The organism is Fructilactobacillus frigidiflavus (assembly GCF_044054575.1).
Taxonomy (GTDB): Bacteria; Bacillota; Bacilli; order Lactobacillales; family Lactobacillaceae; genus Fructilactobacillus; species Fructilactobacillus frigidiflavus.
Window position 1 is genome coordinate 923,187 of record NZ_CP168716.1, and the last position, 12,878, is coordinate 936,064.

The window sequence follows — 12,878 nt, forward strand, 5'->3', positions numbered from 1 at the left end:
TTATTTCTCCTTGAAATTTATAATCGTATCATTTTTAATGTATCTTTGAAAATTATCGTATATTGGTTTAAATAATTCAACATTCGCATCCGTTTGCAACATTTCCTTTGGGAAAAAGAAACGACTATCGCCGACATCTTTTCCGGTAATTGTCCGAACTAGCAAACTGGCTTGGGATAATTCCACTAAACTGCCGTCTTTTTGCATTAACTCAATTTGGGCATTGGGGTGTTTGCTGGTGGGGTTGTACACGTCATAAGGTTGGTTATAACTGTTATCCGTGGCAGTATAGTACTCGGGATTAAAGCCCGCAGCTTCAATTAATTTGCTTAATTTAGGTAAAACGGGTTTAGTTTCGGCAGTGAAGATGGCTGACTTAAATGGTTTTCGGTTCACAAAGCGGTTCGCTAAATCAGAAAGAATTGGATCAGGCGAATCACACCACATTGAGAAATAAGTGTTCAAAACGCCATCATCGAGCTTTAGGTAAGCTTTCAAGTCCGTTTCCGGATTAAAGGTGCCTTCCAAAAACGGCATCAGTAACTTGGGATCAAAGTTTTCTAGTTGAGTGGAAGTTTCCGCTAATTCTTTGGCGCGGAGCAAGAGATGCGCTAAAATGACTTCCATTGAGCGTGAAATTGGATGAAAGTAAACTTGAAGATACATTTGAAACCGGGAAACGATGTAATACTCAATGGCATGTAGGCCGCTCATTTTAAAACAAATCCCACCTTGGTAGGGACGCATGACTTGCAAAATGCGATCTAAATCAAATTTTCCGTATTGGACCCCCGTAAAATACGAATCACGCAATAAATAATCCATACGATCAGCATCACATTGACTCGAAATCATCTGCACGACTTGTTGATTATCGTAGGTTTTATTGATAACACTCGCCACCCGATTCGCAAAGTCCGGTCCCATTTTGCGTAGGACTTGGTTAACTTCCGTTTCGGGGTTAGTAATAATTGCTTGGGTAATTTGTTCGTGGTTCGTGTGAAAGATATGTTCAAAGGTATGCGAATAAGCTCCGTGACCAATGTCGTGTAGGAGGCCCGCACATTCGGCGACGATTCGTTCGGAGTCATCCCAGAGCCCATCTCCGGGAGTCTTAGTAGGATAATTCCGTTGGAACTGATTACAAATGCGGCGGACAATCTCATAGACGCCAAGCGAATGGGTAAAACGGGTGTGTTCGGCGCCCGGAAAAGTTTGGGACGTGGTTCCTAGTTGATGAATGCGACGCAAACGTTGAAACTCGGTGGTATTAATTAAATCCATGATAATTTGGTCTTGAATATAAATGTGACTGTGCACCGGATCACGGATAACTTTTTCTTGTTCCAAAGGGGTTGAATAATATCCCATAGCAGACCTCCTACAAATTGTTAATTACTCCTATTATAGCGTAAATAAGCAGGTTTCGTCAGTTGGAAAGGATTCGGATGCAATTTAACCAAAATGGCGGTAAAATTAAATTAAGATAGTGAGGTAATAATTATGGAAAATGAAAAGCAAGCGCAAACGATTCAAGTCGAAGTTGAGACGAAGATTACCCAAAATGGTGAAACGGAAACCCATCATTTTTCCGAAGCGGGTCAGTTAGTTGAACTGAAGGGCGTGATGTACTTACGGTACCAAGAACATTTTGCAAACGAAACCACCCCCGTTACTTTTAAAATTATTGATGAACACCACGTTCGTTTAACTAGAAAAGCCGCTAACAATTTAATGTTGGAATTTGTCGAAGGGGAAAAGACCAAAAATCATTATCAAACCCCCTATGGCTTGATGGATATCGAAGCGTTAGCCCAAAAGGTCGACATTGATGTCAAACACGGGGTTTTCACCGGGCATCTCAACGTGGATTATGCCCTCTATACAAACGAAGAAAAAGTCGGGGACTATCAGATTAAATTGCAATTTAGTTGATAAGTTAGTATCATAAGGTATAACGGAAAAAACTAGAAAGGCGTGTTTGATTTGGAACTTAAAAAATTAGATAATGTAGACAAAAACGAATTATCCATGATTGAAGTAGCACATGCGATTCTTGCTGATGAAGGTAAGACCATGCAATTTGCTGATTTAGTTAATGCAATTCAAAAATATACTGGCTTCGATGATGATGAAATCAAATCCAAACTAGTTAATTTTTACAGTGATTTAAACGTTGATGGTAGTTTTATTTCATTAGGTGATAATGTGTGGGGCTTGCGGACGTGGTACCCTTACGATTCAGTTGATGAAGCTACGATTGGTGAAGCTGACGACGAACCAAAAACTAAGAAACGTCACAAGATTAACGCCTTCTTGGCCGATGCATCTGACGTCGATGATGTGATTGATTATGACAATGACGATCCCGAAGACGACGATGATGTGGTTGATTATGATAATGATGACCCAGAAGATAATGATTTTAAAGATGACATTGACGATGTTGATGACGACGACGCTGATGATGATTTAGGTGATGGTGAAGTATAAAAAACTTGACTAATCGTCCAAAATCAAATAGTATCTTACTTGGGCACTTTACAGATCTGTAAAGGCAATCGAGTAAAAAAGCTCTCCGTTCTGCGAATGGGGAGCTTTTTTTAGTTTTATTGTTAAGTAATTTGGATAGGAGTATTGATTATGACCAAATATATTTTTGTCACAGGTGGAGTAGTTTCTTCACTTGGAAAAGGAATTGTATCTGCATCATTAGGTAGATTGTTAAAGAATCGGGGCTTAAAAGTTACCATTCAAAAATTTGATCCCTACATTAACGTGGATCCCGGTACCATGAATCCATACCAACATGGGGAAGTTTTCGTAACCGATGATGGTACTGAAACTGACCTTGATTTAGGGCATTACGAAAGATTTATTGATAACGATTTAAATAAATACTCAAACGTTACCACTGGTAAAATTTATAAAGAAGTTCTTGAACGGGAACGTCATGGAGATTATCTTGGCGCAACCGTGCAAGTAATTCCCCACATTACCGGGATGATTAAAGAAAAAATGAAACGCGCCGCTAAAACGACTGATTCAGACATTATCATTACTGAAATCGGTGGAACCGTTGGTGATATTGAATCATTACCATTCCTAGAAGCCATTCGAGAAATGCGGAAAGATGAAGGGGTCGACAACACTTACTACATTCACACGACTTTGATTCCTTACATTAAAGCTGCTGGGGAAATGAAGACTAAACCAACTCAACACTCTGTTAAAGAATTACGAAGTGTGGGAATTCAACCTGATATGTTAGTACTTCGGGCAGAAAAACCGGTTACGGAAGCCATGAAACAAAAAATGGCCATGTTCTGTGATGTAAGCGAAAAGAGCATCATTGAATCACTAGATGCTCCTAACCTTTACCAACTTCCACTTAGTTTCCAAGAACAAGGCATGGATAACCAAGTTTTAGATCACTTTGGCATTAAAGCTCCCAAAGCTGATATGACTGAATGGCGTGAAATGGAAGAACACATCCGCAACCTAAAGGGTGATGTCAACATTGCGTTAATTGGTAAATACGTGAAGTTAAAAGATGCTTATATTTCAGTTGATGAAGCCCTTCGTCATGCAGGATATGCTGATGACGTTAATGTTCACATTACTAACATTGATGCCGAAGATATTAATGACGATAATGTAGCCGAAAAATTAAATGGTTTTGACGGTTTAATTGTTCCTGGTGGTTTTGGAAGTCGTGGAATTGAAGGAATGATTACCTCAATTCGTTATGCCCGCGAAAATGATATTCCATTCTTTGGAATTTGTTTAGGAATGCAAGTTACCACGATTGAATATGCACGTGATGTGTTAGGTTGGAAAGACGCCAACTCCACTGAATTTGTGCACGATACGGAACACAATGTGATTGATTTAATGGCTGACCAAAATGACGTAACTAGCATGGGGGGAACCCAACGTTTGGGTGCTTACCCAGCTAAATTAAAACCAGGAACTGCCACAGCTGCTGCATATGACAACCAAAAAGAAATTTCCGAACGTCACCGTCACCGTTACGAATTTAACAACAAGTTCCGAAAAGACTTAGAAGATGCTGGCTTAGTAATCTCTGGAACTTCACCTGATGATCGCCTAGTTGAAATTGTAGAAGTACCTAATAAACGCTTCTTCATTGCTGCTCAATACCATCCTGAATTCTTATCACGGCCTAATCGTCCTGAAGGTTTATTTAAGGGATTTATTGCCGCAGCAGACAAGTATCACCAAGAACGGGCCAAATAATCCTAATTAATTCTTAATTCTGACTGTTTTCCTAAAATTACTATTGTAATGTTTGCTATTTTTAACTATGATTAGTAATGTTGCACAAAGTGAGAATAGTGAAGAGGAAAATATAATATGAGTATGATGAAAATTCATGGCAACCATCGACTCATGGGAGAAGTTATGATTTGCGGTGCAAAGAATAGCACGGTAGCGTTAATTCCCGCTGCAATTCTTTCTGACACTCCCGTCGAGTTCGATAAAGTGCCTGATATTTTAGATGTTCATAACTTAATGCTAATCTTGCAGTCAATGAACGTGTCATCTGAGTTTAATGATGGGACGTTCACAGTTAATCCAACTAATATAGAAGAAAGTCGCCTTCCTAGTGAAGCGATTAAAAAATTAAGAGCCTCATATTACTTTATGGGGGCATTATTAGGTAGGTTTCACCGAGCAATTGTTAGTTTTCCAGGTGGAGATAACATTGGTCCTCGACCAATTGATCAACACATTCGTGCTTTTGAAGCATTAGGGGCCCAAGTCACCGAAGATGGTGATACGGTCTACATTGATGCGACTCAGCATGGTTTAAAAGGTGCAGTGATTGATTTTGAAATGGTTTCAGTTGGCGCAACGATTAATGCCATTCTTGCTGCCACTAAGGCAGACGGAGTTACAGAGATTCATCATGTTGCCAAAGAACCAGAAATTGTGGACATTGTTTCCTTTTTAAATAGCATGGGAGCGAAGATTACTGGGGCTGGAACGGATGTCATCAGAATTGAAGGGGTTAAAACTCTTTTTGCCACTGAAGCACATACCGTTATCCCAGACCGCATTGAAGCGGGAACTTATTTAGCATTAGCTGCTGCGATTGGTGATGGAATTTTAGTGAAAAACGTAATTCCAGAACATCTAAAACCATTTACAGAAAAACTAACTGAAATGGGCTTAAAATTAGAAATTAATGATAATAGTATTTTTGTACCAGAAAGTGGTAACTTACGGGGCGTTGAGATTGAAACTGGTCCCTTTCCCGGATTTGCGACAGACTGGCAACAACCAATTACACCGTTATTATTTAATGCCGATAGTGACAGTATGATTACTGACACGATTTATCCCAAACGAAAAAAACATATTCATGAACTCCAAAAAATGGGAGCCAACATTCGCGTTACGGCGGATAACCAAATTGTGATTAGTCCTAGTCGTGATTTACATGGAGCGGTCGTTTCTGCTGGAGAAATCCGAGCAGGGGCCTCGCTTTTAATTGCAGGATTAATGGCCAGTGGGGAAACCGTGATTACACATGCTGATCATATTTTACGGGGTTATGATAATGTGATTCAAAAGTTAGCCGGTTTAAATGCCAACGTCGAACTAATTGAAGAAAACCGATCCAACTCGGCCGAAGCATAGGCTTGGTATTGCAACAATTCTTTTTTAGTGGTAAACTACAAAAGTTGAATATTTATAAATCAATCTCTGGATTTTATAAATTCAGGGCAAAAGGAGCGTAATATTATGAAAAAAGGAATTCACCCAGATTTTCACCAAGTAGTATTCCAAGATTCAAGTACTGGCTTTAAGTTCATTACTGGTTCTACTGCTACTTCTGAAGATACTATTACTATGGAAGACGGTAACACTTACCCATTAATCCGTGTTGAAATTTCATCAGATTCACACCCATTCTACACTGGTAAACAAAAATCAGCTCAAGCAGATGGTGCTGTTGATCGTTTCAACAAGAGATATGGTCTCAACAAATAATTTTAAACAAACTAAAAGACTTAGCCAACTGGCTAAGCCTTTTTTTGTGCTTAATAATCGGTTGAATTATCAGCATGTTTAATTTTGGTATTGGTTTTGTTTAATTCACCACTAGCAGTATCAATATTACTTTGATTTATTGTTGCGTTTTTAATTGTGACGTCTCCACTATCGCTATTAATTGTAACTTGATGGTAACTAGCAAGTTTTTGATTGATAATCTGAACATCACCAGATTCGCTGTTCAGGTTCAGATCATCAGCAGTTAAATCATGAGCCTTGATATCACCGCTTTCAGAGTCGACGTTAATTGTTTTCAATTTAGAATTATTAAGGTTAACATCGCCGCTTTCTGAATTAATCTTTAAGTTTTGTGGATTAGTATTTTTTATTTTAACATCTCCACTATGACTTGCGATGTTGAGTTTTTGAATTGGAGAATCAAGTTGAATATCAGCTGCTTGCGAATTGATTTTCAAATCAGTTAGTTTTACATTTTTGGGAACTGTCACAGTTATCACTGATTTGGGATCATTAAAACTGATTTTAATGCCCCATTGATGTTTTTGATGCGGATGGCTGATTTTAATCTGACCATCTTGATTGGTAATCTTTGTTTTTTGCTGATCTGGAAATTTGGATTGAACCTTGAACTCATTTCCAGTCTTTAAAACGATTTTGGCGGGAGCGTCAACGGTGAGCTGCTGAACTTGCTCCGAATTTTTGATAGTCTGGGTTTGTGTATCAGCGTGGGCAACGTTGGTTAATCCACCAATCGTCAAAACACATCCAGTTATAATGTAGGGTAGGGATTTTTTAAACATAAATGATTCCTCTCTTTTTTAGGATATTGCTAATTTACCATTAATTTTTAGTTACTACAAGATAACAAATAATTTTAAACAAACTAAAAGACTTAGCTAACTGGCTAAGCCTTTTTTGGCTGTTAAAGCATCATCCGCGCGCTTGTTTAATTTTTTTGGTTTCACTCAACACTAATAATAAATTAATCAAAACCAAGATGGAAGTTGAAATAAAGACGCCGGAGTACCCAAATGCTGAAGAAACAATCGAACCAATCATGGGACCGGAAAAGTTACCGACGGCTTGAAAACTCTGATTCCAGCTAAAGATTCGCCCCGTGACTTGAGCTGGGGTATTTTTAGCGATGATGGCCTGCACAGCTGGTAACATACAGGCATTCGAGACTCCCAATAAGAAGCGCAAGCCCATTAATTCCCAGACATTCGTCACAAAGGCCATGGGGATGTAAAGCACAATCGCTAAAATAAAACCAAAAATCATAATTTTTTCGGTTCCAATTTTATCGCCCAAGGCACCGAATCGGGGAGCAGCAACTAGGGTAGAAATTCCTGGTACCGCTGCGACAATTCCACTGAAAAAGGTTACCGAAGGGCTATGGTGCATAATTTGACGGACATACAACGAAAGAATTGGCGAAATTGAATAATTAGAAGCCTGAATAATCATGGTCGTAATGAACATCCCAAAAATTAATTTCGGATGATTTAAGACTTTAATGACTTGTTTCGTATGTAAGTTCTTTTCCTTGGTAACCGGGGTGAACTTCTCTTTGACGAAGAAAAGCGTGATTAAGAAAACTAAAAACATCAAGGTTCCCGTAATGAAAAACGTTACCCGGTAACTAAAGATGGATGCTAAAATCCCTCCCGCAAATGGGCCCAGTAAAGAACCTGATACTCCCCCAGTTGAAAGAATTCCTAAGGCTTTTCCACTTTCCTTTTTGGGAACTTGAATCGCTAATAGGGCATTAGAATTTGGGAAATACCCTGAGAAAATTCCTTGAATAAACCGTAAAGCGATTAATTCCCAAACACTAGTGGCAAATCCCATTAAAAAGACGACAACCGCCATTACAAAGGAAGCACGTAATAACATAATTCGCCGACCATAGCGATCAGCAAGGCTTCCCCAAATTGGTGAAACCACGGCGGCCGCCATGAAAGAGGCGGAAAAGGCTAGTCCACTATATAAGTTAAGCTGACTAGCGGTATATTTTCCTAAAGTATCAATGTACAGTGATAAAAAAGGCATCATCCCACTAAATCCCATTGACGTTAAAAACAAGCCAAACCACAGCGCAATTAAATTACGATGCCAAATCGCTCGAGGAATCTCCTCAGGTTCGGACTTACTTGAATTTTCCATGAATATTTATCTTTCCTTTCTATTTTGTTCCATTTTAGTTAACCAAAGTGGTAGTGATTGTTGTAACATGTGATAAGTTTGATCAAACCGGTGGGTGTACCAAGGATCGACGATACTCACACCACGCTGACCGGGGACAATGTCCATACATAAATGTAATTTATTTTGTTCCTTGCTGGGAATTAAAGCTTTTAAATCAGCCAGATTACTTTCATCCATAGTAATAATGTAATCGGCTACCGCAATGTCTTCAGCAGTAATTGGACGAGAACGGTGACCGGCGTAGTCTAAATGGTGTCGCTCCATTTCGGCCTGTGCACCCGGATGAGGTGGATTACCGAGTTCTTCGCTACTCGTTGCGACTGAATTAATTTGATAATAATCAGTGATTCCTTGCTCAGCAGTCATCTTTTTGAACATTGCTTCTGCCATCGGCGAACGACAAATATTGCCGAGACAGACAAATAAAACGTTGGTTTTCGTCATAATTTTAACCTCCCTGTCAAAAATTCCAATAATTTCATCATAGCAATTACGGTCGGCTTTAGCACGCATTTAAAACATAAAAATTAAGTTATTTGACTCCAATTGTTTAATTCTAAAAATTTCAGAGTATAATTTATCTCAATTGATATTTTAAAAGGTGGTAGCCAAATGTTAACAAATTTAATTTATTTAAAGGTTAATCCCCTTGATCGTTTTACCATTACGTGGGGCATTTCTGCTGGTGATTACATTAATGGAATTAGTAAAATCCCCCAAAACATTCTGATGATAAATGATGACGTTGAAAACTCCAATAGTTTTAATGTTCACACTAAATTTCCTACGATTACCGGAAGAAGTCAGGTGCGTAACTATGTTATTCAGGGGCAAAAAACCAATTTATTACCGAAGTGGATGGACTATCAAACTAAAGATGGCCTTGATTCACTTAGTGATGATGAGATTGCGGACTTGTTATACTTGGCCCATATGGACGTGCCCCGGCAACGGAATCCTTTTTCGGTTAAATTAGGTAATGAATACGTTTATTTAGGTGGCTCAAACGGGTTTACGCGCTTTTATTTTCGTAACTTTCAGGAGTTAGATCATATTTTAGAATTAAGTATCAAGCGTCATTTGCGGCACCAACGCAATAATAAACGAATTTTTGCGCGTCCGATTCAAATGAAAGATATTAATCCCGAGATATTAAAGGACTTATTACGGTTTAGCGTGAATGGGATCATTATCGCGTTTGAATTAGGGCAAGAAGTTCGTCGTCAAGTCCAAATGCCGTTGTTTCGTGTAACCAAACGCCAGACTAAGGTCATCTGGGGCAACGAAAATCAGTTATTGGCGAATACCGAACCGATTGGCATGCTAACTTATAACACCTTAAGCAACAAGTGGTCCTTGGAGCTAAACGCCAAGGTCGAACAGGATTTAAATAATCTTTAACCAATAGTAGATGGGGTAACCTAAGCTACTATTTTTATTAAATTTAACTTTGATGTATAATTAATTGATGATTTTTCAAATTAAAAGTGGGAGCCAAATTTATGAAGATGAAACTTGAAGAAATCGCTAAGGCGGTTAACGGAACCCTTAGTAATGAGGCGAATGACGTCGAAGTTACTAGTGTCGGGTTTGATAGCCGTCAATTAGGACCAGATGCCCTGTTTGTTCCACTAAGTGGTGCACATGATGGCCATGACTACATCCAAAGTGCGATTGAACATGGGGCAGCTGGGACTTTTTGGAAAGCAGATCATGCCAATCAAGCACCAGAAAACTTTCCTGTGATTTTGGTTGCTGATCCGTTACAAGCGTTACAAGCTTTAGCTAAGTACTACCTCACTAAAATCAATCCACGCGTGGTAGCGGTAACTGGAAGCAACGGAAAAACGACGACTAAAGATCTCATTGCTTCTATTTTAGGAACGAGTTTTAACGTGGCTAAAACCCAAGGCAACTTTAATAATGAAATTGGGGTGCCAGTGACCATCTTGTCAATGAATTCTAGTACCGAAGTGCTGGTCGTTGAAATGGGCATGGATCGGCCTGGTCAACTGCATGATTTAAGCACGTTGGTTGAACCAGATGTCGCGGTTATCACGATGATTGGAGAAGCTCACATTGAATTTTTCAAAACCCGTGATCGCATTGCGGATGCTAAATTAGAAATTACGGATGGCTTGCGAGAAGATGGTTCATTTGTGTTTAATGGCGACGAACCCCTTTTATTAGAGCGAGCAGCTCATTTAAACTTAAATAAAAAAACCTTTGGGAGTCAACCAACTAATGACATTTATCCTACCCAAATTATTGATGGCGACTTAACGACCAAGTTTATCACGAACGTCTGGGATGACTTAGAATTTACGATTGAACTGTTAGGCGAATACAACGTGACCAATGCTTTAGCTGCTTTAGAAGTAGGGCGCTTGTTTGAAATTAAACCGCAAAATATGCAGTTAGGTTTAGAACACGCGAACTTAACTGAGAATCGGACTGAATGGGTCAAAGGACAGAAAGGTGAAATGATTTTAAGCGATGTCTATAATTCTAATCCAACCGCAGTGAAAGCAGTCTTAAAAGCATTTTCCAATACCCATGTGCTTGGCAAACGAATTGTCGTGTTAGGCGATATGCTAGAACTAGGGGAGCAGTCGCAAGCAATGCATGCGGGACTAGCAGCTAGTTTAACGCCTGATCAAGTCGCGGATGTCTTCTTAATTGGAAAAGATATGGGTGCTTTAGCCAATGCCTTAAAGGACCAGTATCGAGCAGGCGTTAATTTATTTTATTATGGTGCTGGCGAAATGGAACAGTTAGTCGAAAAATTAACGTCTATGATTCAGCCGGGTGACGAAGTTTTATTAAAAGCCAGTCATGGAATGCACTTAGAAAAAGTATTAGAGGCATTAAAATAAGCATGAGGGACATAATTTGCTTATTTTGGTAAAATACGGTATCATAGGATAGTTATATTAAAAGTATTATAGAGAAATAAAGTGTAATCAAACAAGTTGCGTTTCAAGGGAAACGGATTTTTTCTGAGCAATTTGTTGTATTTACGGTGATGTTTCAATAGGAGGAACACATTTGAATTTTAAAGATTTAGGACTATCAGATAGTCTATTACAAGCCGTAGCAGATAACGGCTATACCGAACCAACTGCTATCCAAACCGAAACCATTCCATTGACCCTTAAAGGTGAAGATGTAATTGGACAAGCACAAACTGGTACAGGTAAAACTGCTGCATTTGCATTACCAATTCTACAAGGAATTGACGTTAATGACCCAAATGTACAAGCATTAGTGATTTCACCAACGCGTGAATTAGCTATCCAAACCCAAAAAGAAATTCAAAAATTGGGTCGTGGTGAAGGTGCCCGTGCTCAAGTTGTTTACGGTGGTTCAGACATTCGTAAACAAATTTATGACTTAAAGAAGAAACCACAAATTATTGTTGGTACTCCTGGTCGTTTACTTGATCACATCAAACGTCGGACCCTTAAGCTAGACCACGTTAAATTCTTGGTCTTAGATGAAGCCGATGAAATGTTAAACATGGGATTCTTGGAAGATATCGAAAGTATCATCAAGAACACCCCATCAGATCGTCAAACAATGTTATTCTCAGCTACCATGCCTGATGCAATCAAACGGGTTGGGGTACAATTTATGACTGATCCTAAACAAATTAAAGTTAAATCTAAAGAATTAACCACTGACTTAGTTGATCAATACTACGTTAAAGTTAAAGATAACGAAAAGTTTGAAACTATGACTCGTTTGTTTGACGTTGAACAACCTAAAGTAACCATCGTTTTCTGTCGGACTAAACGCCGTGTTGACGAAGTTGCTAAAGGATTGATTGCCCGTGGTTACAAAGCTGCTGGTCTTCATGGTGATTTAACGCAAAGTCGTCGGACACAAATTATGAACGAATTTAAACGTGACCAAATCAACTACTTAGTTGCAACTGATGTTGCTGCTCGTGGAATTGATGTTTCAGGCGTTACTCACGTTTATAACTTTGATATTCCTCAAGACCCCGAAAGTTACGTTCATCGTATCGGACGGACTGGTCGTGCCGGAAAACATGGTACTTCAGTAACCTTTGTAACTCCAAACGAAATGAGTTACTTACGTTTAGTTGAAAAACTTACTAAGGTGCGGATGTTACCATTGAAGCCACCTACTGAAGATGAAGCTTTAGCTGGTCAAATGAAATTCGCGATTGAAGACGTTGATAAATTAGTGAAACGGACTAATACTGCTAAGTATGAAGACGTTGCTAATACTTTGTTAGAAAATCATGAAGCAATTGATTTAGTTGCTGCCTTATTAAACGAAATGTCACGTGACCAAGTTAAGGTTCACATTACCCCAGAACGTCCACTTAAAGGACATGGTGGTAGTCGAGGCCGTGGTCGCGGTGGATACCGTGGTAACAACAGTCACAGTCGTGGCGGTTACCGTGGTAGTCGCGATAACAATAGTCGTGGCGGACATGATCGTCGGAGCAACAACTCCGGTCGTAGCAATAAATTTGTAATTAAAAACAAACATTAATCGTTTTTGGAAAAAGCAATCAAGTTCATTAAGAACTTAATTGCTTTTTTGTTTTGTGCAATTTTTCGATTAATTTATAAAAGAGTGATACATTTTTA

Annotated in this window: 12 protein-coding genes; 8 read left to right on the forward strand and 4 right to left on the reverse strand. The window is 39.0% G+C overall.

The genetic code is table 11. The features are described 5' to 3' along the window. On the reverse strand, positions 1-1,371 hold the full coding sequence (locus ACEPSS_RS04630) for an HD domain-containing protein (protein ID WP_395317831.1): 1,371 nt from the start codon (positions 1,369-1,371) through the stop codon (positions 1-3). Between the two features lie 132 nt (positions 1,372-1,503). Between ACEPSS_RS04630 and ACEPSS_RS04635 the strand changes: the two genes are divergently transcribed. The 5 genes from ACEPSS_RS04635 (at position 1,504) to ACEPSS_RS04655 (ending at position 6,021) form a co-directional block, all read left to right on the forward strand. Then, positions 1,504-1,935 carry a DUF1934 domain-containing protein gene (locus tag ACEPSS_RS04635; RefSeq protein ID WP_395317833.1) on the forward strand — a complete coding sequence of 144 codons (432 nt, stop codon included), beginning with the start codon at positions 1,504-1,506 and terminating at the stop codon, positions 1,933-1,935. Between the two features lie 51 nt (positions 1,936-1,986). Next, on the forward strand, positions 1,987-2,493 hold the full coding sequence (gene rpoE / locus ACEPSS_RS04640; RefSeq protein WP_395317835.1) for a DNA-directed RNA polymerase subunit delta: 507 nt from the start codon (positions 1,987-1,989) through the stop codon (positions 2,491-2,493). Positions 2,494-2,643: 150 nt separating this feature from the next. After that, positions 2,644-4,260, forward strand: coding sequence for a CTP synthase (locus ACEPSS_RS04645; protein WP_395317837.1), 1,617 nt, complete (start codon positions 2,644-2,646; stop codon positions 4,258-4,260). Positions 4,261-4,377: 117 nt separating this feature from the next. Continuing rightward, positions 4,378-5,667 carry a UDP-N-acetylglucosamine 1-carboxyvinyltransferase gene (locus tag ACEPSS_RS04650; RefSeq protein ID WP_395317839.1) on the forward strand — a complete coding sequence of 430 codons (1,290 nt, stop codon included), beginning with the start codon at positions 4,378-4,380 and terminating at the stop codon, positions 5,665-5,667. A gap of 105 nt (positions 5,668-5,772) precedes the next feature. Then, positions 5,773-6,021 (forward strand): type B 50S ribosomal protein L31, encoded by a 249-nt coding sequence (locus tag ACEPSS_RS04655; RefSeq protein WP_041817614.1) that lies wholly within the window; start codon positions 5,773-5,775, stop codon positions 6,019-6,021. Positions 6,022-6,071: 50 nt separating this feature from the next. On the opposite strand, the gene ACEPSS_RS04660 is transcribed toward ACEPSS_RS04655, so the two are convergent. From ACEPSS_RS04660 to ACEPSS_RS04670, 3 genes are all read right to left on the reverse strand, one after another. Then, positions 6,072-6,845 (reverse strand): DUF4097 family beta strand repeat-containing protein, encoded by a 774-nt coding sequence (locus tag ACEPSS_RS04660; protein ID WP_395317842.1) that lies wholly within the window; start codon positions 6,843-6,845, stop codon positions 6,072-6,074. Positions 6,846-6,975: 130 nt separating this feature from the next. Beyond that, a complete protein-coding gene (locus tag ACEPSS_RS04665; RefSeq protein WP_395317844.1) occupies positions 6,976-8,211 on the reverse strand; it encodes a multidrug efflux MFS transporter in 1,236 nt (411 codons plus the stop codon). A 6-nt stretch (positions 8,212-8,217) separates the two neighbouring features. After that, complete coding sequence (locus ACEPSS_RS04670) at positions 8,218-8,697, reverse strand: low molecular weight protein-tyrosine-phosphatase (protein ID WP_395317846.1); 480 nt, start codon at positions 8,695-8,697, stop codon at positions 8,218-8,220. A 168-nt stretch (positions 8,698-8,865) separates the two neighbouring features. Between ACEPSS_RS04670 and ACEPSS_RS04675 the strand changes: the two genes are divergently transcribed. The 3 genes from ACEPSS_RS04675 (at position 8,866) to ACEPSS_RS04685 (ending at position 12,780) form a co-directional block, all read left to right on the forward strand. After that, complete coding sequence (locus tag ACEPSS_RS04675; protein WP_395317848.1) at positions 8,866-9,654, forward strand: hypothetical protein; 789 nt, start codon at positions 8,866-8,868, stop codon at positions 9,652-9,654. Positions 9,655-9,755: 101 nt separating this feature from the next. Then, a complete protein-coding gene (locus ACEPSS_RS04680) occupies positions 9,756-11,129 on the forward strand; it encodes a UDP-N-acetylmuramoyl-tripeptide--D-alanyl-D-alanine ligase (protein ID WP_395317850.1) in 1,374 nt (457 codons plus the stop codon). 172 nt (positions 11,130-11,301) lie between these two features. Next, positions 11,302-12,780, forward strand: a complete 1,479-nt coding sequence (locus tag ACEPSS_RS04685) for a DEAD/DEAH box helicase (protein ID WP_395317852.1) — start codon at positions 11,302-11,304, stop codon at positions 12,778-12,780. The last annotated feature ends 98 nt before the right edge of the window (positions 12,781-12,878 follow it).

Bases quoted from the DNA above. Each gene is read 5' to 3' on its own strand.
- ACEPSS_RS04630 (WP_395317831.1), bottom strand. From the start codon at position 1,371: ATGGGATATTATTCAACCCCTTTGGAACAAGAAAAAGTTATCCGTGAT.
- ACEPSS_RS04635 (WP_395317833.1), top strand. From the start codon at position 1,504: ATGGAAAATGAAAAGCAAGCGCAAACGATTCAAGTCGAAGTTGAGACG.
- ACEPSS_RS04645 (WP_395317837.1), top strand. From the start codon at position 2,644: ATGACCAAATATATTTTTGTCACAGGTGGAGTAGTTTCTTCACTTGGA.
- ACEPSS_RS04650 (WP_395317839.1), top strand. From the start codon at position 4,378: ATGAGTATGATGAAAATTCATGGCAACCATCGACTCATGGGAGAAGTT.
- ACEPSS_RS04655 (WP_041817614.1), top strand. From the start codon at position 5,773: ATGAAAAAAGGAATTCACCCAGATTTTCACCAAGTAGTATTCCAAGAT.
- ACEPSS_RS04660 (WP_395317842.1), bottom strand. From the start codon at position 6,845: ATGTTTAAAAAATCCCTACCCTACATTATAACTGGATGTGTTTTGACG.
- ACEPSS_RS04665 (WP_395317844.1), bottom strand. From the start codon at position 8,211: ATGGAAAATTCAAGTAAGTCCGAACCTGAGGAGATTCCTCGAGCGATT.
- ACEPSS_RS04670 (WP_395317846.1), bottom strand. From the start codon at position 8,697: ATGACGAAAACCAACGTTTTATTTGTCTGTCTCGGCAATATTTGTCGT.
- ACEPSS_RS04675 (WP_395317848.1), top strand. From the start codon at position 8,866: ATGTTAACAAATTTAATTTATTTAAAGGTTAATCCCCTTGATCGTTTT.
- ACEPSS_RS04680 (WP_395317850.1), top strand. From the start codon at position 9,756: ATGAAGATGAAACTTGAAGAAATCGCTAAGGCGGTTAACGGAACCCTT.